Source organism: Commensalibacter communis (assembly GCF_947179015.1).
Taxonomy (GTDB): domain Bacteria; phylum Pseudomonadota; class Alphaproteobacteria; order Acetobacterales; family Acetobacteraceae; genus Commensalibacter; species Commensalibacter communis.
This window is the reverse complement of sequence record NZ_CAMXCM010000001.1, coordinates 883,711-906,424: the sequence shown is the minus strand read 5'-3', so window position 1 is coordinate 906,424 and position 22,714 is coordinate 883,711. Positions and strand designations below refer to the sequence as shown.

General features: G+C 36.2%; 20 protein-coding genes and 1 tRNA gene. 14 read left to right on the top strand and 7 right to left on the bottom strand.

Features of this window, described 5'->3' with window-relative positions; genetic code table 11:
* Positions 1 to 200: 200 nt before the first annotated feature.
* Complete coding sequence (locus tag PQG54_RS04275; protein WP_271788713.1) at positions 201 to 2,249, bottom strand: Hint domain-containing protein; 2,049 nt, start codon at positions 2,247 to 2,249, stop codon at positions 201 to 203.
* A 472-nt stretch (positions 2,250 to 2,721) separates the two neighbouring features.
* On the opposite strand from PQG54_RS04275, the gene rpsD reads away from it, so the two are divergent.
* Together rpsD and PQG54_RS04265 are read left to right on the top strand one after the other, a co-directional pair.
* Positions 2,722 to 3,339 carry a 30S ribosomal protein S4 gene (gene rpsD / locus PQG54_RS04270; RefSeq protein WP_271788714.1) on the top strand — a complete coding sequence of 206 codons (618 nt, stop codon included), beginning with the start codon at positions 2,722 to 2,724 and terminating at the stop codon, positions 3,337 to 3,339.
* Between the two features lie 92 nt (positions 3,340 to 3,431).
* Entirely contained in the window at positions 3,432 to 4,979 is a 1,548-nt protein-coding gene (locus PQG54_RS04265) for a peptide chain release factor 3 (protein WP_271788715.1), read from the top strand.
* 1 nt (position 4,980) lies between these two features.
* Here PQG54_RS04265 and PQG54_RS04260 read toward each other — a convergent pair whose 3' ends face one another.
* Positions 4,981 to 5,667, bottom strand: coding sequence for an NUDIX hydrolase (locus tag PQG54_RS04260; RefSeq protein ID WP_271788716.1), 687 nt, complete (start codon positions 5,665 to 5,667; stop codon positions 4,981 to 4,983).
* Positions 5,668 to 5,704: 37 nt separating this feature from the next.
* A tRNA-Gln gene (locus tag PQG54_RS04255) sits at positions 5,705 to 5,775 on the bottom strand.
* Positions 5,776 to 5,955: 180 nt separating this feature from the next.
* Here PQG54_RS04255 and PQG54_RS04250 point away from each other — a divergent pair.
* The 4 genes from PQG54_RS04250 (at position 5,956) to PQG54_RS04235 (ending at position 10,662) form a co-directional block, all read left to right on the top strand.
* Positions 5,956 to 6,966, top strand: coding sequence for a Ppx/GppA phosphatase family protein (locus tag PQG54_RS04250; RefSeq protein ID WP_271788717.1), 1,011 nt, complete (start codon positions 5,956 to 5,958; stop codon positions 6,964 to 6,966).
* 26 nt (positions 6,967 to 6,992) lie between these two features.
* Positions 6,993 to 7,715, top strand: coding sequence for an RlmE family RNA methyltransferase (locus tag PQG54_RS04245; protein WP_271788718.1), 723 nt, complete (start codon positions 6,993 to 6,995; stop codon positions 7,713 to 7,715).
* Positions 7,716 to 7,848: 133 nt separating this feature from the next.
* On the top strand, positions 7,849 to 9,333 hold the full coding sequence (gene guaB / locus PQG54_RS04240) for an IMP dehydrogenase (protein ID WP_271788719.1): 1,485 nt from the start codon (positions 7,849 to 7,851) through the stop codon (positions 9,331 to 9,333).
* Between the two features lie 24 nt (positions 9,334 to 9,357).
* On the top strand, positions 9,358 to 10,662 hold the full coding sequence (locus PQG54_RS04235; RefSeq protein ID WP_271788720.1) for an RsmB/NOP family class I SAM-dependent RNA methyltransferase: 1,305 nt from the start codon (positions 9,358 to 9,360) through the stop codon (positions 10,660 to 10,662).
* Here PQG54_RS04235 and PQG54_RS04230 read toward each other — a convergent pair whose 3' ends face one another.
* On the bottom strand, positions 10,663 to 11,904 hold the full coding sequence (locus tag PQG54_RS04230; RefSeq protein ID WP_271788721.1) for a cation:proton antiporter: 1,242 nt from the start codon (positions 11,902 to 11,904) through the stop codon (positions 10,663 to 10,665).
* A 170-nt stretch (positions 11,905 to 12,074) separates the two neighbouring features.
* Between PQG54_RS04230 and PQG54_RS04225 the strand changes: the two genes are divergently transcribed.
* Positions 12,075 to 12,794 (top strand): response regulator transcription factor, encoded by a 720-nt coding sequence (locus tag PQG54_RS04225; protein WP_271788722.1) that lies wholly within the window; start codon positions 12,075 to 12,077, stop codon positions 12,792 to 12,794.
* A 29-nt stretch (positions 12,795 to 12,823) separates the two neighbouring features.
* On the opposite strand, the gene xth is transcribed toward PQG54_RS04225, so the two are convergent.
* On the bottom strand, positions 12,824 to 13,630 hold the full coding sequence (gene xth / locus PQG54_RS04220; RefSeq protein WP_271788723.1) for an exodeoxyribonuclease III: 807 nt from the start codon (positions 13,628 to 13,630) through the stop codon (positions 12,824 to 12,826).
* 381 nt (positions 13,631 to 14,011) lie between these two features.
* On the opposite strand from xth, the gene uvrC reads away from it, so the two are divergent.
* From uvrC to PQG54_RS04205, 3 genes are all read left to right on the top strand, one after another.
* Positions 14,012 to 15,883, top strand: a complete 1,872-nt coding sequence (gene uvrC, locus PQG54_RS04215; protein ID WP_271788724.1) for an excinuclease ABC subunit UvrC — start codon at positions 14,012 to 14,014, stop codon at positions 15,881 to 15,883.
* 96 nt (positions 15,884 to 15,979) lie between these two features.
* Positions 15,980 to 16,552, top strand: coding sequence for a CDP-diacylglycerol--glycerol-3-phosphate 3-phosphatidyltransferase (gene pgsA / locus PQG54_RS04210; RefSeq protein ID WP_271788725.1), 573 nt, complete (start codon positions 15,980 to 15,982; stop codon positions 16,550 to 16,552).
* Between the two features lie 97 nt (positions 16,553 to 16,649).
* Positions 16,650 to 17,324: a hypothetical protein gene (locus PQG54_RS04205; protein WP_271788726.1), complete on the top strand. Its 675-nt coding sequence runs from the start codon at positions 16,650 to 16,652 to the stop codon at positions 17,322 to 17,324.
* 12 nt (positions 17,325 to 17,336) lie between these two features.
* On the opposite strand, the gene PQG54_RS04200 is transcribed toward PQG54_RS04205, so the two are convergent.
* The gene (locus PQG54_RS04200) at positions 17,337 to 18,584 is read right to left on the bottom strand and encodes an adenosylmethionine--8-amino-7-oxononanoate transaminase (protein ID WP_271788727.1); all 1,248 of its coding nucleotides are present in this window, start codon (positions 18,582 to 18,584) and stop codon (positions 17,337 to 17,339) included.
* A 77-nt stretch (positions 18,585 to 18,661) separates the two neighbouring features.
* On the opposite strand from PQG54_RS04200, the gene PQG54_RS04195 reads away from it, so the two are divergent.
* The 4 genes from PQG54_RS04195 to rpmG all read left to right on the top strand — a co-directional run bounded on the left by PQG54_RS04195 (position 18,662) and on the right by rpmG (position 22,262).
* A complete protein-coding gene (locus PQG54_RS04195; protein ID WP_271788728.1) occupies positions 18,662 to 19,849 on the top strand; it encodes an aminotransferase class I/II-fold pyridoxal phosphate-dependent enzyme in 1,188 nt (395 codons plus the stop codon).
* The gene (locus PQG54_RS04190; protein WP_271788729.1) at positions 19,846 to 20,511 is read left to right on the top strand and encodes an alpha/beta fold hydrolase; all 666 of its coding nucleotides are present in this window, start codon (positions 19,846 to 19,848) and stop codon (positions 20,509 to 20,511) included. Before PQG54_RS04195 ends, PQG54_RS04190 begins: the two co-directional genes overlap by 4 nt.
* The gene (bioD, locus tag PQG54_RS04185; RefSeq protein WP_271788730.1) at positions 20,508 to 21,902 is read left to right on the top strand and encodes a dethiobiotin synthase; all 1,395 of its coding nucleotides are present in this window, start codon (positions 20,508 to 20,510) and stop codon (positions 21,900 to 21,902) included. The genes PQG54_RS04190 and bioD overlap by 4 nt, the downstream gene beginning before the upstream one ends.
* A 192-nt stretch (positions 21,903 to 22,094) precedes the next feature.
* The gene (gene rpmG / locus PQG54_RS04180) at positions 22,095 to 22,262 is read left to right on the top strand and encodes a 50S ribosomal protein L33 (RefSeq protein WP_008853818.1); all 168 of its coding nucleotides are present in this window, start codon (positions 22,095 to 22,097) and stop codon (positions 22,260 to 22,262) included.
* Positions 22,263 to 22,348: 86 nt separating this feature from the next.
* Here the strand turns inward: rpmG and PQG54_RS04175 are convergent, their stop codons facing one another.
* Complete coding sequence (locus PQG54_RS04175; protein ID WP_271788731.1) at positions 22,349 to 22,678, bottom strand: FtsB family cell division protein; 330 nt, start codon at positions 22,676 to 22,678, stop codon at positions 22,349 to 22,351.
* Positions 22,679 to 22,714 lie beyond the last annotated feature (36 nt).

The following is a 22,714-nucleotide window of genomic DNA, read 5'->3' as shown; positions in this document are numbered from 1 at the left end:
TTCCAAGCTAAAATATTAAAACTATCGAATATCGACCTTCTGTAAATATTGCAAAACATTTACATAACGACATGAATTCAGTTAAGAAAAATGCACCACAATTCGTTGAAACGGGGTGCATTTAAAGTGAATTTAACAATAATTAAAGTATAGAAAAGTTTTTCAATTTTTTATCATGGCTGCTATTCTTAGTTTTGTATTCATGCTACTTTTTTGATTTCTTGTGTTAATGATAAATAAGGTCCACCTGCGACTACATGAACAACTAAGATATTATAATGAACCTCTTGAGAGTTTTTATTACCACGTAGTCCCAAGGGCAAATCAGCATTCCCGTTTGTCCAACGATATAAGTGACTTTCGATACCATGCCAGCCATCTAAATCATTTTGGCTTAAATGTGTATCGATTGTTTTCATACTATTTTGACTTAATAAAGTAATATTGCCAATCAAAACGCCTAATTCCCTTCGATCATCGACAAATGCACCAATTGTATCACTCGGGCGGCTGTTTTGAGAAATTAACCGAATATTGTCTGTATCAGAAAGAATAGCAAAGAGAAAACGATCATTGTTTTGTGCGTGAGGATGGATAGTTTTACCGTTTTTCGTTGTAATATAAAGCTGAGAGTCATTATCCAACACAAGATCATTTATTCTTTTTGATAAACCAATATTTTGTGCCCTAGCAACTAAATCATTAAATAACGGTTCAACAGAGTTGCGGTCTGTCAGCAAAGATGCACAGCTGTCTTTTTCCCAATTTTTAGTGATTTTTTCTTGAGAAAATAAAATAACATTACCTCTTGAGTTATGAAACGTTTGGCGATTACCAGTATCTAGATAGCTTTCTGTTAACATTCCATCCGCCCAAATTACTGAATGAGTCTCTGTCTCAACATGATAATAAATATAATCTGTGATCGAATAATCATAAAAAATGTTATAATTATTAACTAACATACGGGCAGGAATAAATTTACCATCAAAAAACAAGCAATGTTCAGGGGTAATAAGTAAATCTTTATAAGGAACATTCTCTGCAATCGCATCTTTTAAAATGCGCACAGGATAACCAGCTATATCGTCAGAAAGATTAGGGTTTACAATAGCGTTTTTATATCCTATCCATTTGATTTTTTGTGTGACTTCTTTACTATTTTTCCAATCATAGGTGACTAGTTCATCGCCTACGCGTAACTCTTCCACTTTAATATCGCCATGGATTGTTTTAATAAGAGATCCTGTTAAAAAGCATACTTCATACACTAACTGTCCATCTCGAGAGGATAGATTATAACCTGCATTTTCAGCCCCTATGATGTTCATAGTAATTTTAGAGCCATCTTTTAAAGTTAAGGTGACATGATCTGAACTAGGCTTTCCTGTGGCATCTTCATATGCTACGTTGACAACATCTTCTTGATTGATACCTTCTAAAATAATAGCATCTGAATTTCCAGGTTTTTCGCCTGAGAAACTATCAATCGTTGTTGTAATATTGATAACTGTTGTTGGGTTTTGCCCACCCGTTAAACCAGTGATAACGAGTTGTCCATTATTATGATTGAGTAACTGAGCGCTACCACCAGCACCGTACCAAATTACTGCAGATCCACCATAATCAATTGTGGTAGTGCCACTTAAATTACCCCCGGTACTTATTGTTAAAACACCCCCATTACCAATAGTGTTATCATAAATGTTGCCATTGTTTAATACAGTTGCAGAACCATAGATAGTGGTATCATAAGCGTGCCCTCCGGAGGCAACCTCCATTGTCCCACCACTATTGATAATTGTGCCATAAGCCGAACCATTATTAGAGATCCCAAGGCCAAGATCTGTATAGTTATTAATAATAGTATCTCTGGCTATTCCTTTATCGCTGACGAATAAAGTTCCTCCCTCATAAAGAGTTGTGCTAACAATTTGGCCATCAGCAACAGAAATAGTCGCATAGGTTGCTGTCGTATTTTCAATATAATTTGTTGATCCACTTAAAGCATATAAATGACCAGCTTTAATGTCTGTATTAAATGCACTACCACCATTAACAATAGTTAATCCTGCATTGTCATACATAGTGGTATTATTAATTATGCCGCCACTATATACACTAACGTTACCATTGGCACTGATAGTCGTACCAGAAGCAATGCCATTATTATAAATATTTAAAGTATCATTAGTGGAAACTGTTGTACCACTAACTATTCCTGTACTCACATTGCTTGTCGATGCCATTCGATCATTCCTATACTTTAATTATTATTATATTGTTAGTATTATATGTAGTAATCAATGACTTTAATTACAATATAGAATAAGTATATTTTTAATTAATTGTTTTATTTATCAATTAGTACTTAGTTATTTATTATCTATTATTAAAAATTTATTAAAAAAAATAAATAAATATTAATATATGTTAATTGTCATTAATATTTATTAATACATAGCGTTATCATATAATTTTAAATTAATAACATTTTGTAACGATTATTTTTATTAACTATTTGACTTTTTAAAATAATCTTCGTATACAGCTTTTACTGCTGGGAAAGAGGTTTATTGTTTTGACCAAGATAGTTAGAGGTTAACTTGGGAAATAAAATCGTAGACCCGTCCTTAATGACTTAGGGAACTACCAGTACAATAAAAGGTTAGTATTGTTTGCCTCTGCAGTATTAGATGTATAAGAAAGTTTTAAATCGTTATGAGTAAACGTATACAAAGTAAGTATAAAATTAACCGTCGTTTAGGCGTTAATTTATGGGGACGTGCAAAATCTCCAATTAATAAACGTGAATACGGTCCAGGTCAACATGGTCAACGCCGTCGTTCAAAACCATCTGACTTTAGCGTTCAGTTGATGGCTAAACAAAAGCTGAAGGGTTACTATGGTAACATCAGCGAAAAACAATTCCGTCGTTATTATGATGAAGCATCACGCCGTAAAGGGGATACTTCAGAAAACTTGATCAATATTTTGGAACGCCGTCTCGACGCAGTTGTTTACCGGTTGAAATTTGCAGCTACGCCATTTGCTGCACGTCAATTTATTAACCATGGTCATATTTTGGTTAATGGTAAAAAAGTAAATATTCCTTCATATTCTTTAAAAGACAATGATGTTGTTGAAGTTAAAGAAAAATCTAAACAACTTGCAATCGTTCTTGACGCTGTTCAAAGTAAAGAACGCGATACACCAGAATATTTGCAAGTAGACCATCGTCAAATGAAAGGCAGCTTTGTTCGCACGCCTAAATTAAATGATGTTCCATATCCAGTAACAATGGAACCAAACCTAGTTATCGAGTTCTATTCTCGTTAATTATTCTTTGCTGTTATTGCAAGGTCGCCGAGCGGTGTACATACGCTCGGCTTTTCTGTGTTTAAAACCCACTATTTAACCTGAGTATTTTCATGTCAAATTCAGCTCAATCTTTGGAAAAAGAAATCTCTCGTCGTCGAACATTTGCTATTATTTCCCATCCAGATGCGGGTAAAACGACATTGACAGAGCGTATTTTGCATGCTGGGGGTGCCATTCAGATGGCTGGAAATGTGCGTGCAAAACGTGAACAGCGTCGCACAAGATCTGACTGGATGAATATTGAAAAAGACCGTGGTATTTCCGTTGTTACCTCAGTAATGACCTTTGAATATGGTGGATGTATATTTAACTTGCTTGATACTCCAGGCCATGAAGATTTCTCGGAAGATACATACCGAACGCTGACCGCCGTTGATGCTGCAGTAATGGTGATTGATGCCGCCAAAGGGATCGAGGCAAGAACACGTAAATTATTTGAGATTTGTCGTCTTAGGGATATCCCCATTGTGACTTTTATCAACAAGATGGATAGGGAATCTCAGGACCCATTCGATTTATTACATGAAGTTGCTTCGGCGTTGGCTTTGGAAACGACACCGTTAACTTGGCCTGTTGGCAGGGCTGCAAAATTCCTTGGAACTTACGATCTGCGTCAAGATTCGATGCGATTGAGAGAAGAAGTTGCAGATACTGATGAACGCATTCTACAAATGCAAGATGAAGTGGAATTAGCCAAAGTCGGGTTGCCCGAATTTAACTTGGATGACTTTAACGCAGGGTTTTTAACACCTGTGTTCTTTGGTAGTGCGATCAAAGAACTTGGGGTGACGGATTTATTGGATGCGTTAGCAGACTTTGGTCCCAGTCCAAGAAATCAGGACAGTCAAGATCGTCAAGTTGCAGCCACTGAAGAATCCATGACAGCATTAGTATTCAAAATTCAGGCGAATATGGATCCTAATCATCGTGATCGTATTGCTTTTGCACGTATTTGTTCAGGTCGTCTTGAAAGAGGGATGAAGCTCAAACATACACGCACAGGAAAAACATTTGCATTACATACCCCTCAATTCTTCTTTGCTAGAGATCGTCAACTTGCTGAAGAGGCATTTGCGGGGGATGTAGTTGGTATTCCTAATCATGGCACATTAAGGATTGGGGATACGTTAACCGAAGGTGAAGATTTACAGTTCACAGGTGTACCTTATTTTGCTCCAGAGATCTTACGTCGTGTTAATTTAAAAGATGCTATGAAAGCAAAAAAACTAAAGCAAGCATTAACAGAGTTAGCTGAAGAAGGTGTGGTGCAACTATTTAAACCCCAAGATGGCTCTGCACCGATTGTTGGTGTGGTAGGCGTATTGCAGCTGGACGTTCTACAAACGCGTTTAAAACATGAATATAGCGTTGAAATTACCTTTGATAATATATCTTTTTCTCAAGCACGCTGGGTGCAAGGGGATAAAGCACTTATCGAACGTTTTATTAATTCAAATCGTAGTGCTATTGCTGATGATATTGATGGTGATCCAGTATTTTTATCCACTTCAGATTTTATGATGCAGCGTACTATTGATGCCAATAAAGATCTATCATTCCATGATATTAAGCAGATTGGAATAGGGGTTGCTTCTTAACTTAATCTGACCAATGCTCAACTAAAAAACGAGTTGTGGGCAAAGTGTTTTCTGGTAAATCAGTATAAGAAGCACAGCAACATAACTCGTCATATTCTGGATTATTATTATTTTTCCATAACTCAGAAATTTCTGTGAATGATAATTCTGTCTTTAACAAAATTCCAACATCAATAATGTGCGTATTTGTATGTTCCGTTGCTGAGATGATTTTAGGATTAGTTAGATGGAATGTATTTAATCCTAACTCTTCGTTTGCTTCGGCTAAAAGTTGTTGAGTTAAATCAATATCATCATTTCTATCGCGTGATTCAACAGTTCCTGCAGGCGCAGACTGCCAATATCCCGGTAGATATACCGATTTATTTGTTCTTTTCCCAATAATAAATCCCTGAGGGCATTGAATAAGTCCAATAACAGCAAGAGATCGAATAGCAAGTTCTGAATATAATCCGGGTCTTTCTGTTTGAGCCAAAACATATTTATACTCAGTCCAATATCCAGTAATTAAATTTGAGGTTAATTCTTGAACATTAAAAATTCTACCATTAAATAAATAAGGAAATAGTTTCCTTTTTTCTTCCCAGATATCTTCCACTTGATTCTTGAGCTCAATAGATAAAATTTGTGGATTTGGAATAATAGTTATTGCTAGTGCTGAATCTAAAAAGATCGTTTCCCACTGCATTTCAGGGACCCTTAATTGAATATATTGGGAATTTAATCTGGGGGACCTGGATTCGAACCAGGGCTGATCGGGTCAGAGCCGATAGTTCTACCGCTAAACTATCCCCCAATAACGTAAATTTAGGTTGAAAACCTATCATTAAATTATTTATAAGACAAGTATATGATGGTATAGATTTAAAATAGAATATATAAAAGAAGCAAACAATTATTTAAATTCATTAATATTCAACGATATTCTTGAAAATATAGATAGTCTTAAAATTGTTATAGAAGTTGGACGAGGGGCATGTTCGCAGCATTAGACTTAGGAACAAACAACTGTCGCCTTTTGATTGTTTCTTCGGGTCAAAGGGGGGGGCGAATTATTGATAATTATAATCGCGTCGTTCGTTTGGGTGAAGGATTGTATGATACAGGGCTTTTGAGTGATGCTGCTATGGATCGTACATTAATAGCTTTACATCATTGTGCAGCCCGCATTCATCGCAGGAAATCATATAATTTGTATGCTGTGGCAACAGAAGCTTGTCGACGCGCTTCGAATGCATCTTCTTTTTTAGATCGAGTTAAACAAGAAACTGGATTGAACATCAACGTTATTTCACCCAGAGAAGAGGTTGAGTTAGCCGTTTGTGGATGCAGAACTTTTCTACACGACAAAGTTTTGCGACGGAATAGAACAAAAACATTATTATTTGATATTGGTGGGGGGTCAACTGAAATTGCTTGGGTTAGGATTGATCCCGTCAAGCGCAAGCAAACATTGATTGGATGTTGCAGTATCCCTGTTGGCGTAATTACTCTAAAAGAACAATTCAAAAAGCTAACGTTAAATGAATATTATCAAATGGTTGATTTTGTCATGAATAAAATTAATCATTTTGAACGTATTCATCAAATAAGAGCGGAGATATTACGCGAGCAAGTGCAGTTTATTGGCGTAAGTGGCACCGTAACCGCTTTGGCCAGCATGATCTTGAAACAACCTAAATATAGTAGGGCTGCCATTGATGGATTATTGCTGGATACTACACAAGTAAAGGATATGATTCGTCACATTTTAGTCAGTAAATTCAATAAAATTTATGACTATGCTACAGTTCATCACAGTAAATTACACTATTTGCTACCTGGATGTGCTATCTTTGAAGCCATTCATACAATATGGCCTGCCGAAGATATTGTCGTTGCGGATCGTGGTATTCGTGATGGTATTATTACTAGTATGCAAGAAAATAAACTGACTAAAAATAATAAACATAATTTCAATCTTCCTCATTTTCTTGTAAAAAATTAAATTTTAAACCAATAAAGTTGTTCATTATGGATGAAAAGAACGCGAACGAGAGTTCGCCTAAAAAGAAAAAATCTCGCTTTTCTACTGCCAGTTTAACGGTGAAGCTAAAAAAAAGTAATGGCCGTTCAACCTCTCAACAAAGATGGTTAACGCGTCAGTTAAATGACCCTTATGTTCGTGCAGCCCAACAACAAGGATGGAGATCTAGAGCAGCCTTTAAACTTATTGAGCTTGATGAAAAATTTAAGTTTCTTCGCCCAGGTTTGAAAGTCATTGACCTTGGTGCGGCTCCTGGTGGATGGTCTCAAGTTGCGGTGCATCGTAAAGCAACCAAAGTCGTTGGCATTGATTTGCTAGCGGTTGATCCTATTCCTGGTGCTGACATTATTCAGGGTGATTTTACCGATCCTGACAATATGGATATTTTGATTGATAAATTAGGGGGTAAAGCCGATTTGGTTATGTCTGATATGGCACCCAATACCACAGGGCATTCTTCGACAGATCATATTCGTATTATTAATCTAACCGAAGATGCCTTGGCATTTGCCTTAGATATTCTTGATATTCATGGAATTTTTATTGCCAAAGTTTTCCAAGGTGGCTCTGAAAAAGGAATGTTGGATACTTTGAAACAAAACTTCAAAGTTGTAAAACATGCAAAACCTCCAGCCAGCCGTAAAGAGTCAAAAGAGCTTTATGTGATCGCGACAGGATTTAAAGGAAAACCATCAATCCAAGAAGGATAATCCGTTAAAATAATTTTAAAGCTTGTCGAAAATCACTTTTAAGTGTATGAAGAATTGCCAATAGTTGGAACCCAAAAAAACTTGGGTTATCCCTTTTCCGTATTATCATTTTATTTCTATAAAGGGCAGCAAGATGGCAAATTCTTCTTTTCAAATCAAACAGATTCGTGAAGCGCTGGCTTTCGATGATGTATTAATTATCCCTGCGCAATCTGATGTATTGCCCAGTCAAACTATTGTAAAAACGTTATTAACACGTTCTATTTCTTTAAATATCCCTTTGATTTCATCTGCTATGGATACTGTAACAGAATATGCGATGGCAATTTCTATGGCACAAAATGGCGGAATTGGTGTTATTCATAAAAACCTGACAATCGAGGAACAAGCTAATCAAGTTCGCCAAGTTAAACGCTTTGAATCAGGAATGGTCGTTGATCCTGTAACCGTTCATCCAGATAATACTTTGGCCGAGACGATTGAAATTATGAAGCGTAATCACATTAGTGGTTTACCTGTCATTGAACGAAATACTAGCCGCTTAGTAGGTATTGTCACCCACAGAGATGTGCGTTTTGCAACCAATCCTAATCAACCCGTTGCAGAATTAATGACCAAAGAGAATCTAATCACGGTCAAAGAAGGTGTTAAACCTGAAGACGTTAAAAAGTTATTGCATCAACATCGTATTGAAAAGTTATTAGTTGTAGATACTCAAGAACGTTGTGTCGGTATCATTACCGTCAAGGATATGGAAAAATCAGTCGTATATCCTTTGGCCAACAAAGATCAATTTGGACGTTTACGTTGCGCTGCGGCAACTGGTGTTGGTGAAGATGGATATCAACGTGGAGTGGCCCTAATTGAAGCTGGGGTAGATGTATTGGTTGTAGACACTGCACATGGTCATTCTTCTGGTGTATTAAAATCAATTGAACGTTTAAAAAAAGAATACCCAGATGTGCAATTAATTGCAGGAAATATAGCAACACCTGAGGGGGCAAAGGCGCTAATTGATGCTGGTGCTGATGCTGTTAAAGTGGGTATTGGCCCTGGATCTATTTGTACTACACGTGTTGTTGCAGGTGTTGGCGTTCCGCAATTTTCTGCTGTGATGGAAGTTGCAGAAGTGTGTCACCGTGAAAATATTCCGTTGATTGCTGATGGTGGTATTCGAACTTCTGGGGATATTGTCAAAGCAATTGGTGCTGGTGCTGATGTGGTGATGATTGGTTCTTTACTTGCTGGGACGGATGAAGCCCCTGGTGAAGTATTTCTCTATCAAGGTCGTTCCTATAAATCTTATCGCGGTATGGGCAGCCTTGGGGCGATGGCCAGAGGTTCTGCAGATCGTTATTTCCAACAAGATATCAAAGACAGCCATAAATTGGTTCCAGAAGGGATTGAAGGTCAAGTGCCTTATAAAGGTTCCGCCGAAGCCGTTGTTCACCAACTTGTTGGTGGATTAAAAGCAGGAATGGGATATACAGGTAATGAAACCATTGATGCCATGAAGAAAAATGTTCAGTTCCGTAAAATTACTGGAGCTGGATTAAGAGAGAGCCACGTTCATGATGTGACGATCACACGTGAAGCTCCGAACTATCGTCACAATTAATTAAAAGTAAATAAGTATCGAATTATGACTCCTTCCGCTCAAATATCTGCGGTTATTGAACTGCTATTAACTATTCAAAACCAAAGGCATGCACCAGCTGATGCAACGGCCAATCGTTTTTTCAGGCAACGCCGTTATATTGGCGGAGGGGATCGTCGATATGTTTCCGCTCAGATTTGGGAAATGATGCGCCATTATCGTAAATTACAATGGTGGTTAAAACGCATCGGCAGTCCAATTAACCCAAGAATGATGGTTGCTGCTTATTTAATGTTAACAGGTAAAACATTAACAGAAGTAAGCCACCTTTTTTCTGGTGAACGTTATGCGCCTTTACCGTTAACACAAAATGAGGGCTTGTATTTACAATCTCTTGAAGGTCAAGAGCTTTTCTTTAAAGAGATGCCAAAGGCAGTTCGTTATGAGATCCCCGATTGGGTCTATCCTATGCTTGAACAGCAATATGGTGAAAATATAGATCGTGAACTTTCTGCATTACTAGAACCTGCATCTCTTGATCTACGCGTAAATCTTTTAAAAGAACAACGTGATAACGCCAAGGAAATGTTAAAACGAGAGGGCATATCTTCTGAAAATATGCCATTATCTCCTTGGGGATTACGAGTTGAAGGTCGTCAATCAGTTACATCTACTAATCTGTTCAAAGATGGTATCATAGAAATCCAGGACGAGGGAAGCCAACTCATCGCATTAATGACTGGCGTTACATCTCAGATGCGTGTTCTTGATTTCTGTGCTGGTGCTGGTGGTAAAACATTAGCAATGGCTATGATGATGCAAAATAAAGGACAAATTATAGCGTCTGATGTCCACACCGTTCGGGTCAGTGCTGCTGAAAAACGTTTTCGTCGTGCAGGTGTTTTTAACGTGCAAACCCATCTATTTGCCGAAGGGGCAAAATGGATTAAAAGACGTGTAAAAACATTTGATCGTGTATTAGTTGATGCGCCTTGCAGTGGCACTGGAACTTGGAGACGTAATCCAGACGCTCGTCTTAAATTCAAAGAAAATGATTTAAATGAATTGGTTGCTAAACAATCTGAGATTCTAGATTCTGCTGCTAAGATGGTTAAAGAGGGTGGTCGTTTAATTTATGCCACATGCTCTATTCTACAAAAAGAAAACCAAGATCAGATAGAGATGTTTTTAAAAGCGCATCCAGAATTTAAATTGGTTTGTCCAGATACGCCAGATGGGTTGCTGCCAGCAGATTTTTCAAATAATCCAACATTTCAATTGACCCCAGCACAATATAAAACAGATGGTTTTTTCTGTGCTGTGCTGGAACGTCAAAAAGATGCTGAATAATTATTTCAATTTATAAAAATAATTGATTAATTTTTCCATAGTGAGTCCTTGGACGATGACTGTGAAAATAACACAGATATAAGTCACAACAAGGATTTCACTTTTTGGGAATATATTGGGCAGGGACAGCGCAATTGCTAACGAAATCCCTCCACGTAAACCTCCCCACGTTAATATCGAGATTAACCCTTTTGGATTGCTATCTTTATATAATAAATATGATCCACTGAGACCTACAGCAATGAAACGGCATAAAATCAGGAATGGAATACAGGTTAACGCAATTAGGATTGTTTGCCAGTGAAATGGAATAACCATTATTTCTAAACCGATTAACAAGAATAATAATGTATTTAAAATCTCGTCAATCACGTGCCAAAACCCAGTGACAGTATCATGATCATCTTTTGACGGACGTTTTTGAAGATAATCCCCCATTAATAATCCACTGACAACCACAGCAATAGGTCCAGACATATGTAGATGATCCGCTAAAGAAAACGTCCCTGCAGCCAAGGCCAAGGAAAATAAGATAATAATATCATCGTTATTAATCCGCTTAATAATCGCCAGTGTAATGAATGCAGTAATAGCACCTAAAATACCGCTACCAAAAACTTCTTGTATAAAAGTCAAAGCCAATCCCGCAGCACTAGGGGAATGTTCACTGGTCGCAATACCAATTAATGTGGTAAATGCCATCAAGGCTATCCCATCATTAAATAAACTTTCGCCTGCGAAAATAGCTTGTAAACGGTATGGGAGCCCCAGTCTTCCTAACATATTAATGATTGCAACTGGATCGGTTGGCGCCAAGATAGCCCCCAAAACAAGACACCAAACAAAAGAAATTGAAACAGAAAAAAGAGAGAATAGACCCCAGAAAACAACCCCCAAAGAGAATATACAGATCAATGTGCCCAAAATTGCCAAAGAGGCAACATTATATTTCGCTTTCCACAACTCGTCTAATTTAATATGTAGACTACCAGCAAATAATAAGAATGCCAAAGCACCATTTAAAAGCAATTTAGGAAAATCCATATCTGCCAAAAGATCTTTTGCAAAGTGATACCCAGAGAAAAAAGTAATCGAATAATCGCAAACAAATAAAATTAATGAAAATATAAACGCCATAATCATAATTCCAATCGTCATTGGAAGGCGGAAATACTTATGATTTATTGTGCTGCTGATCGCTGTCAGTAAAAATAAGCAAGATACAATTGTTAAGATATCCATTGGCCTCTTCTTTTGCAGTTTATTGTTTTTTTTATAATAACTTTTTTTTTATGATAATATAAGTGATAATTGTAGTATTAATAAGATATTAAAGCTGATATGATTTTCATATATTTTTAATGAATGGTTCGTTTATTATAGGTGTATTTTAAATAAAAGGATGTTGTTTAATGGCTGGATTACACCCAATTCTTGTTGTCGATGATGATTTAAAATTAATTGAAACATTATCAGAGCAGTTACAAACAGATGGAGAATTTGATGTTCATGCTGTCAATACTGTTGAGGACGCAAAAGTTAAAATTTTAAAGTCTGACAAACATTTTGATGCAATTATTTTAGATGTTATGTTACCAGATGGGGATGGATGCGATTTATGTGCTTATTTACGTAGAGAAGGATGTAGAACGCCAATCATTTTATTGACTGGTTCAGATGAAGAAAACGATGTCGTTCGTGGTCTAGATGCGGGCGGGAATGATTATGTATCTAAACCATTTCGTATCGCAGAATTACTAGCTCGTCTGCGCGCACAAATGCGTATTTTTGAAAATAGTGAAGATGCCGTTTTTACGATTGGACCTTATATTTTTAGACCATCAGCAAAGTTGCTACAAGAAAATAAAACCAATAAACGAATTAGGCTAACAGAAAAAGAAGCAGCAATCCTAAAATTTTTATATCGTTCAGGTGCCAGACCTGTGCCTCGGCAAGTATTGTTAAATGAAGTGTGGGGATATAATTCTGCAGTTACAACCCATACACTTGAAACACATATTTACCGTTTGCGTCAGAAAATTGAACCAGATCCAACAAATGTGTCTCTTTTAGTAACAGAAGCTGGCGGGTATCGTTTAAGCTCTGCTACTGAACAAAAAGATGATTTCTAATTTGATATAGGAAATCCATAAGTTTAATTTTAAATAGATGGATTTTCATTTAACTCTAGTAAAATAGGGACGTGATCTGATGGCTTTTCCCAGTTTCGAACCTCTTTAAAAACTTTTACTGTTTGAAGGTAGGGGGTCAGTGTAGGGGTAATCCATAAATGGTCAAGTCTACGTCCTCTATTGGACTTTTCCCAATCTTTGTTGCGATATGACCACCATGTATAGAGTTTTGCATCAGGTGGTGTTATTTTACGCATGGCATCAATAAATCCTGTTTCTAGCCATTGGGTAAGGTTTATTGTTTCAATAGGGGTGTGACTAACAACTTTTAAAAGCTGTTTATGACTCCATACGTCGTGCTCCAAAGGGGCAATATTCAAATCCCCAACCAAGATACTATTATGTGCTAAATTCGCTTTAAACCATTCGGTAACTTCATTCAAAAAATTTAATTTATGTAAAAATTTTGGATTAATATCAGGATCAGGTTCATCACCGCCAGCTGGGACATAAAAATTATGCAAAATTGTTGTTTGTCCCGCAAATTCAAACTCAATAGCTAAGTGACGACAATCAGCTTGATTACACCAATTTCGGGTTAAATTACTCTGTTTTATAGGGTGTTTCGAAATAATGCAGACCCCATTATAACTTTTCATACCCTTATAAGCAATATAAGGATACCCTAATGCTATAATATCATCTCGAGGAAACAAGGGATCAGGAACCTTCGTTTCTTGTAAACAAATAATATCTGGATCTGCCAGTTGAATTAGTTCTTTTAACAAAGGCAATCTCAACCTTAGAGAATTAATATTCCAGCTAATGATACGCATTATTGTATTTTCAATGATAGAGTAAAGGAACTATTGGTGATAATGATGATATTGCAACGTATAATTTGCAAATTTTTAATAGACTTTTAACATTTTTAAAATTTTTGTCCACTATATTCGATAATTTTTTTTTTGCATTCATTATTAATTATTCAAAATAATATCAGATTGTAGATCTTTTGTTTCTTAATAAAAAATATTTTAAATTCAACAGCTTATTAAAAGTGATTAATTTTTAGGCAATACATGATAAGGGTTGAAAAACTGCCTATTAAATCGATATATTAAATATTCATCCCTATAGTTATCCACAGAAACAGTGGAGAACTAAAATAACTGTTTTAAAACAAAGAAAAACCATATTTAGTAAAGAGCATTTTGATGACTCATCAAGAATTAGATCCAACTAATATCACAATAGGTGTGGCTGCTATTAAAAAAGCTTTAGAAACCATGCCCTCTGATTCTGGTGTTTACCGTATGCTGAATAAAGAAGGTGAGATACTTTATGTTGGAAAAGCAAAAGATCTCAGAAAGCGTGTTTATTCCTATACACAATTAACACGTTTATCAGATCGTATTCGCCGGATGGTGCAACAAACAGCTTCTATGGAAATCATTACCACATATACCGAAGCAGAGGCACTATTGCTGGAAGCTAACTTAATCAAAAGTTTTAAACCTAGATATAATATTTTACTGCGCGATGATAAGACATATCCGTGGTTAATAATGAGCAAAGATAAATGGCCAAGAATTGATAAACATAGGGGTAAAACTTCTAAAATAAATAATTACTGGGGTCCATTCGCCTCTGCATGGGCGGTTAATCAAACTGTTGAATTATTACAAAAGATATTTTTACTTAGAACATGCACAGACGCTGTTTTTAACTCTCGTAAACGTCCATGTTTGTTATATCAAATAAAACGCTGTGCTGGCCCTTGTGATGACCGTATAGCGCCAGAAGAATATGCCCATTTGGTTGAACAAGCTAAAGCTTTTTTATCAGGACAAACAATAACAATTCAACAAGACTTAGCCCAACAAATGGAAAAAGCTGCAGCAGAAATGGAATATGAACGTGCAGCCGCGCTAAGGGATCGTATTCGCGCTTTTACTTATGTGCAGAGCAATGGCGTCATCAATCCAGGATCGATTGGCGACGCAGATGTTATTGCTGTTTACCAAATCGGCAACCAATGCTGCATCCAAGTATTTTTCATTAGAGGTGGAAGAAATAATGGAAATAGAGCTTTTTTCCCTACACAGATAGAAGGACAATCTGATGAAGAAATTATTTCTGCATTTATGGGTCAGTTTTACGAAAATAAGCCACCACCGTCACAGATTTTACTCAATATTCCTTTATCGGAAATGACATTAATGCGCAAAGCTTTAAGCCTTAAAGCAGGATATAAAGTAAATATATCAATTCCTCAAAAAGGTGAAAAAAAAGCCGTTATTGACCACGCTATTGAAAATGCCAAAGGTGCACTTGAACGTAAACTTGCAGAAACAGGCTCTCAACAAAAATTACTTGAGCAAGTGAGAGATCTTTTTAACTTACCTAAAACGCCTCAACGAATTGAAATATATGATAATAGTCATTTAATGGGTACTCATGCTTACGGTGTGATGGTTGTTGCTGGTCCAGAAGGTTTTAATAAATCGGCTTATCGGAAATTTAGCATCAAATCGTCTATCACTCCAGGGGATGATTTTGGTATGATGCGAGAAGTTTTCACTCGAAGATTTGCCAAAGGCAAACATACCGATCCTGAAAATTGGCCTGATATTTTATTAATCGATGGTGGGGCAGGTCAATTTTCAGCTGTTGATTCAATTTTGACAGAATTAGAAATTACAAATGTAAAATTAATTTGTATTGCCAAGGGGAAAGATCGTAATGCTGGACGTGAATGGTTTTTCACTCAAGATCAAGAGCCTTTTCAATTGCCTATTCAGGATCCTGTTTTATATTATTTACAAAGATTAAGGGATGAAGCGCATCGCTTTGCAATTACCACACACAGAAGTGGGCGTTCAAAAGCCATACAACGTTCTGAACTAGACGATATTCCTGGTGTAGGATCTCATCGTAAACGTCTACTTTTAAATCATTTTGGATCAGCAAAAGCAGTCAAGAGTGCAAGTCTATCTGATATTCAAGCAATCCCTGGGTTTAATCAAGCAATGGCCGAGGTTATTTATGGTCATTTTCGACCAAATTGGCACAGAGAGGAAAAATAAAGTTTTGATATAGGATTTTTCTTGTAAATAACGTATAACAAATAAAATGTTTCGTTAAGTTCGTCTAATTAATCCCCAGTCTGCATTGCGAAAATTATGCTTTTTAATTTACCTAATTGTTTGACCTTATCTCGTATCATAGTCATTCCCATATTGGCTGTATTGGTAATGATCCACTGCCCATTGACCGATTTTCTTGCTTGCATTTTATTTATTTTTGCAGGAATAACAGATTATCTTGATGGCAAGCTTGCTCGTGCATGGCAACAGTTATCCGATCTTGGTCGAATGATGGATCCAATAGCAGATAAATTATTGGTGGGTGTATTACTGATTGTAATGGCAGGTTATGACCGTTTACCTTATGGTGGGTTAATTCCTGCAATGATTATATTAGCGCGTGAAATTCTGGTTAGTGGCCTTAGAGAATTTTTAGCCTCATCTCAAATTGGCTTACCAGTAACACAATTATCTAAATGGAAAACAACCTTACAAATGATTGCGTTGGGATTTCTTTTAGCAGGAGATACTTCAGCGCAAATGCTTGGTATTTCTTGGTTTCCCGTCAGCATGATAGGGGCTGTTTTATTGTGGATTTCAGCTATTCTTACGATGATTACTGGATGGGAATATATTCAAACTGGATTAAGATTTGTTAGTAAATCATAAGATACGATATTCATCTAGTAATTTTTTTCTTGAGATTTTTTTGCATTACAGGCAAATTGCAGTCTGTTTTGATTTTATTATAAGTTGGAGGCTATAGATGCGGAGTTATGCTGCTCTTATGGCAACGATGTTACTGCTTAGTGGTTGCTCTGGATTTGATAGATTTTTAGATGATACGGTAAGATTACCAGGGAGTAATCCTGAAGCTCCTCAAGGTAATTCTGAAAACATGATGAAAGTTCGTGGTGAAACTGTTGCTTCGACACCGATTCTTCCGCAAGGCGAAAATATTTGGCCATCTCGTCCTCCGGCTTTACCAACACTAAGTGACGTTGCAAATGATGAACAATCTTTTTCTTTGTCAGATTACAGCCATGCCTTTGGTGCGGATGAAGACGTTGTGAAACATGAACAAGGTCAAAATCATTCTCTACCCTCTGACTTCCCAGAAGATGGTGACTTAAGTGCTGGTGAGAAGAATTTAATTAAGCATGGTGCCGCAATTAATACACTTAAAATTGACGAAGGGGCTCTACCTGACCATATTGATGACCACGCACCAAAATATATTGAAAAAAATATGAATGATGCTCCAATTATTATTCCAAATGGTGATGGAACAAATACGGTTATTAACTCAATGGGTAAAGTCTCAATTGTTCCAGATTCAAAAACGTCTAAAAGCAAAAACAATAAAGATAAATCAGAGTCTACTTCAAAAGCAAACTCTGACCATTCAAATGATCAAAAAGAAAAAAAAATTATTAAATAAATATTTTAATTATTATAATTGAATCAAGACTTCATATATTGCACGAGTTAATTGACTTAACTCGGCAGTTGTGATCGTAAAAGATGGGGTTAGATAGAGAATATTTCTGAAAGGTCTAATCCAAACCTTATGTTGCAATAATTGTTTTTTGAGTAAATTCATATTCTCGATTTTATAGAGTTCTACAACACCGATAGCACCTTTTACTCTAACATCTTTTACTACTTCTAATTGACGGCAAATTGATAATTCTTCAGACAATTGCGCTTCTATTTTTTTGACATTATTTTTCCAATCATATTGATTGAATAAATCTAAAGACGCATTAGCACAAGAACACGCTAAAGGATTAGCCATAAAGGTTGGTCCATGCATTAAGGCATGACTCTCTTTATCGGATAGAAAACCACTAAATATACGTTCTCTAGCAATTGTTGCTGCCAAAGCCATGGTTCCACCGCTCAAGGCTTTGGATAAGGTTATAATATCAGGAACGATGTCAGCTTGATTACATGAAAAAAGACTGCCTGTACGTCCTAGACCTGTAAAAATTTCGTCAAAAATAAGCAAAACATTATAATGATCAGCTTGTTGACGTAAAAATAACAAAATTTCTGGATCGTGAAATAACATTCCTCCAGCCCCTTGAACCAATGGTTCAATCAACATTGCAGCAGTTTCTTGATGGTGATTTTCTAAAAAATGGCTGAATTGCTGTTGTAGTTCCTTTGTTGTTGGCAAAGCAATAATATGTTGATGAGGTAACACGTCTTTGAATAAATGATGCATTCCTTCTTCTGGGTCACAAACTGCCATCGTTGCCATTGTATCCCCATGATATCCACCATAAAAGGACAAAATCTTTGTTTTGGCCATTTTATTTTGATTTAACCAAAATTGAATAGCCATTTTCATCGCGACTTCCACCGCAACAGAGCCAGATTCTGTAAAAAAAACTTTATTCAAATCGCCAGGCAATAATTCTGCTAGTTTCGCTGACAAATTGATTGCGGGTTTGTGAACCATACCACCAAACATAATATGTGGCATTTTACGTAGCTGTTGCTGCACATGATTAGCAATATAGGGATGATTATATCCGTGACATGCTGTCCACCAAGAGGCGATCCCGTCTATCAGTTCTGTACCATCTTGTAATGTAATGACAGAGCCTTTTGTATTTTCAGCAATAACAGGATTGTTGCAGGTTTGCATTTGTGTATAGGGTAGCCAAATATTTTTAAGCATTGAACCAGACATTTTCTTTGCATATAAAAGAGAAAGATTAAAAGTTAAAATTAACGATATCTTCACATGAACTCAAACAGATTATTTTTATGAATTATTTCGACAATTTTTTTCAAGAGTCTCTATTAAAAAGAAAACAGCAGGGAATACTTAGAAATCTGACACCAATTGATGCGATAAGTTCCGTTCGGTTAAACTATCAAAATCAAGAATATCTCAATTTTTCGAGCAATGATTATCTCGGTCTTTCTATTAATCCATATTTAGAACAAAAAAGCCAAGAATGGATTGAACAATATGGGGTCGGCTGTTCTGCCTCTCGTTTGGTGACTGGTCATACTTCATATCACGAAATAATAGAAGCTGATTTGGCAAAGTTCCTTGGCACTGAAGCAGCACTGATATTTGCCTCTGGATGGCAAGCCAATGTTGCCGTAATCTCATGTTTATTGGAAAATTTACCGAAGCCTGTATGGGTAATTACTGACAAACTCAATCATGCCAGCCTTCATTATGGCTGTAAAGCAGGACAAACAAAACAGATTCGTTTCCGTCATAATGATATGCGACATTTGCAAGAACGATTGGATTCTATTCAAAATGAAAATGGCAGCAAATTAATTATTACTGAAACAATTTTTAGTATGGATGGGGATCAAGCTGACTTGCAAGGTTTAAGAAGGCTAGCTAATGAATATCAAGCTTTTTTATTCTTAGATGATGCACATGCTACAGGAGTGCTGGGGACGCATGGGCAAGGATTAGCATCCTCCTACGCAGATTTAACGATGGGCACATTCAGCAAAGCTTGGGGCAGTTTTGGGGCATATATTGCAGGCTCCAAAGCACTATGTGATTGGTTAATTAATTATTGTTCAGGTTTTATTCATACGACTGCCTTACCACCAGCAGTCAGCGGTAGTATTTCAGCAGCCCTAGAGTTGATTCCAACATTAGACGCTGAGCGTACCTACTTACAAACACAATGTCTGTTAGTTAAACAACAATTGACAGAATGGGGAGTTGATGTGGGAGATACGGTTTCTCAGATTATTCCACTTATCGTTGGATCTGCTGAAAATGCATTAGAAATCACGCAATCGTTAAGAGAAGAAAAAATATGGGTCACACCCATCCGTCCCCCTACTGTTCCTGTCAATAGTAGTCGGTTAAGATTGACCTTGAGTGCTGCACATCAAGCTAAAGATATACAATATTTACTTGAGAAAATTCATATGTTGATCGTACAAAAGCCATCCTCGTGGAAAAGAATATGATCCAAAAATACCACTTACTATTCGTACATGGATGGGGGTTTTCTAAACATTTCTGGGAACCCGTTAGTTATCTATTAAATGAATTTTCGAAAGAATATATTGATCTAGGGTTTGTAAATAATATATCGATATTAAGTAATGACGTTCACGATCTTTCTCAACAAATTCCTAATACGATAGCGATAGGGCACTCTCTGGGTTTGTTGTATTTATTAAAACAGTTTCCACGTACATTTCACCACTATATAGCAATTAATAGTTTCCTACGTTTCTCTAAAGCTGAAGATTATTTATCTGGTGTTCCATCCCGTATTTTACATCTAATGTCAAAAGGAATTGATAAAGATGTTTATTCAGTGCTGTCCCAATTTTATCAACAATGTCAATATGTTGGCAATGTACCCAATCAAATGAATGCTTCTGCATTACAAATAGGGTTGGGAACTTTGGAAACCGAAGATTTTAGAAATGTTTTGCCTTCTATTACGGATAGATTAACCATAGTATCCTCAAAAAGTGATCCAGTCGTATCTTCTGATATGACGATAGATTCTTTCAAATCCCATCCCATTTATTGGGTAAAAGATAACACTCACGTTCTTCCTATCTCTCATCCTGAAATTTGTGCCAAAATCATTAAAGATGTAGCGTTGAAATCATGAATTCTTATAAACAAAAAATCATCCATTCTTTTGACAACGCCGTGTCCTATGAACAATCAGCCCATATGCAAAAGATTGTTGTAAAGCGGTTAGTCAACTTTATTAAAACAATGGATATAGATTTCTCTCAACCGATATCAATTTTAGAAATTGGTTGCGGAACTGGCTTATTAACCCAATATTTAACTGAATTATTTCCGAAGGCTCAATTTTTAATTACCGATATTTCCGTTCGCATGATTGAGCGGGTCAAAGAAAAATATAATAACAATCCAAATATTGAATTTAAAGTGATGGATGGAGAGGCAATTGATCTGGAGCATTCTTTTGATCTCATTGTTTCCAGCCTTGCGTTTCAATGGTTTGAGAATTTAGAACAATCATTACAATCAATTACAGCATTGTTAAACCCCAATGGATATTTAGTATGTTCTACATTGGCTCAAAAGAGCTTTGAAGAATGGCGTCAACTATATACTCAGAATCATTGTCATTATTCTTTTCAATCCTATCCTGATGTAAAAACCCTAGAATCTTATTGGCCTTCTAAAGTTGGTGGTGGTTTTTGGCAGGCCGAAACCATTATAGAATCAGTTGAAAATGGAATTGATTTTATTAAAGGGCTGCGTAACATTGGCGCCCATACTTCTTCTAACATGCACAAACCATTATCAGCAGGACAATTGCGCAAGATTATTGCCCAATTTGATCTTAATTATGGATATACGACCTATGAAGTGGCTTTGGGTAGTTTTAGACGATATGCAGCAAAGGGATTTTTTGTCACAGGCACAGATACAGATGTTGGTAAAACCTTCGTCTCGGCATGTTTAACTAAAGCATTAAACGCAACCTATTGGAAACCGATGCAAACAGGGCTGAAGAGCGATTTTGGTGATAGCAAAACAGTTCAAATACTAGCACAAACCTGTGATAATCAGATAATCCCACCACTAGTAGCCTTACAAGAACCCTTATCTCCAGAAGCAGCAGCTAAACTCGAAGAGATTCGATTAGATATTAACAAACTAGATTTCTTTCTAGCAACTCAAAATAGACCTTATATCGTTGAAGGAGCAGGAGGAGTTTTGGTTCCTATCGCAGACTCTCAATATATGATCCAAATGATGCAAAAAGTAAATTTACCTGTTGTAATAGTTGCAAGAACCGAATTAGGAACATTAAACCATACCCTTTTGACAATTGAGGTCTTAAGAAATCACCATATTCCTATTGCTGGGGTAATTTTGAACGGTAATCAAAACCTAGCTAATAAAGAAGCAATAGAACGTCATGGAAATATTAAGATGATTGCAGAGGTTCCACGAATGGATCAGATCACCGATCAATTTATTGCTCAATTTAAACAAGAAATCAGATTATTTTATTAGAGTTATTGAATAATTTATAGTATAAAGAACATCAACAGGGATTTATGATTTGATATCATTTGACAAATGATAAAAAAATTGTATGAAAATAATAGGATTTTAAGATTTAACTTGATCTTTTGATAAAATATAAGCATTTAGTATAAAAGCAATATTTTAATACAAAGATAAGCTGATCAAAACGAGGATGTAATGGCTAAAAGTAACACAATTCAAATTAAATTACTTTCAACTGCTGAAACAGGTTTTTTCTATGTAACCAGAAAGAATGCAAGAGCACATACTGGTAAAATGGAATTAAAAAAATACGATCCAGTTGTTCGTAAACATGTTGTTTTCCGTGAAGCAAAAATTAAATAATTTTTCTCTACGAAATTGAACAAATAAAAAAGCTGGGCAATTTTATTTGCGCCAGCTTTTTTTATGCCTTGGATATATAACGCATCTTAATAGAGATGATCATTTGCTTTATAAGGTATGATAATTTCATTTTCCTGTGAAAAACTTAACATGACGCGAGTGCGTTCATCTAATAGATCTTTGTCTAAATGACCTTCTTTTAACCCAATAACTCTTCTACCCCAAGTTTGCTGCTCTGAGATAGCATCTTGTTGAGCTTGTTCAGCTTCAACCAATAGTTTTTGCTGAACATAATAGCTTTTTAATCCATGGTCGCCATTTAAGGTATTCCATATAAAAAAGCCAGTGAGGCTTAAAAAGAAAATAGGGGGAATAACTGATTTAACTAGTTTTTTAACAAAATGAAAAAAACGCATTCGATATTCCCTTAAATGATTCTATATAGTGACAAA

Excerpts from the sequence above, each read along its gene's own strand:
- PQG54_RS04205 (WP_271788726.1), top strand. The coding sequence starts at position 16,650 with ATGCGGAGTTATGCTGCTCTTATGGCAACGATGTTACTGCTTAGTGGT.
- PQG54_RS04250 (WP_271788717.1), top strand. The coding sequence starts at position 5,956 with ATGTTCGCAGCATTAGACTTAGGAACAAACAACTGTCGCCTTTTGATT.
- PQG54_RS04190 (WP_271788729.1), top strand. The coding sequence starts at position 19,846 with ATGATCCAAAAATACCACTTACTATTCGTACATGGATGGGGGTTTTCT.
- PQG54_RS04200 (WP_271788727.1), bottom strand. The coding sequence starts at position 18,584 with ATGTCTGGTTCAATGCTTAAAAATATTTGGCTACCCTATACACAAATG.
- pgsA (WP_271788725.1), top strand. The coding sequence starts at position 15,980 with ATGCTTTTTAATTTACCTAATTGTTTGACCTTATCTCGTATCATAGTC.
- PQG54_RS04275 (WP_271788713.1), bottom strand. The coding sequence starts at position 2,249 with ATGGCATCGACAAGCAATGTGAGTACAGGAATAGTTAGTGGTACAACA.
- guaB (WP_271788719.1), top strand. The coding sequence starts at position 7,849 with ATGGCAAATTCTTCTTTTCAAATCAAACAGATTCGTGAAGCGCTGGCT.
- PQG54_RS04260 (WP_271788716.1), bottom strand. The coding sequence starts at position 5,667 with ATGCAGTGGGAAACGATCTTTTTAGATTCAGCACTAGCAATAACTATT.
- bioD (WP_271788730.1), top strand. The coding sequence starts at position 20,508 with ATGAATTCTTATAAACAAAAAATCATCCATTCTTTTGACAACGCCGTG.
- rpsD (WP_271788714.1), top strand. The coding sequence starts at position 2,722 with ATGAGTAAACGTATACAAAGTAAGTATAAAATTAACCGTCGTTTAGGC.
- rpmG (WP_008853818.1), top strand. The coding sequence starts at position 22,095 with ATGGCTAAAAGTAACACAATTCAAATTAAATTACTTTCAACTGCTGAA.
- uvrC (WP_271788724.1), top strand. The coding sequence starts at position 14,012 with ATGACTCATCAAGAATTAGATCCAACTAATATCACAATAGGTGTGGCT.
- PQG54_RS04175 (WP_271788731.1), bottom strand. The coding sequence starts at position 22,678 with ATGCGTTTTTTTCATTTTGTTAAAAAACTAGTTAAATCAGTTATTCCC.
- PQG54_RS04230 (WP_271788721.1), bottom strand. The coding sequence starts at position 11,904 with ATGGATATCTTAACAATTGTATCTTGCTTATTTTTACTGACAGCGATC.
- xth (WP_271788723.1), bottom strand. The coding sequence starts at position 13,630 with ATGCGTATCATTAGCTGGAATATTAATTCTCTAAGGTTGAGATTGCCT.
- PQG54_RS04195 (WP_271788728.1), top strand. The coding sequence starts at position 18,662 with ATGAATTATTTCGACAATTTTTTTCAAGAGTCTCTATTAAAAAGAAAA.
- PQG54_RS04245 (WP_271788718.1), top strand. The coding sequence starts at position 6,993 with ATGGATGAAAAGAACGCGAACGAGAGTTCGCCTAAAAAGAAAAAATCT.
- PQG54_RS04225 (WP_271788722.1), top strand. The coding sequence starts at position 12,075 with ATGGCTGGATTACACCCAATTCTTGTTGTCGATGATGATTTAAAATTA.
- PQG54_RS04235 (WP_271788720.1), top strand. The coding sequence starts at position 9,358 with ATGACTCCTTCCGCTCAAATATCTGCGGTTATTGAACTGCTATTAACT.
- PQG54_RS04265 (WP_271788715.1), top strand. The coding sequence starts at position 3,432 with ATGTCAAATTCAGCTCAATCTTTGGAAAAAGAAATCTCTCGTCGTCGA.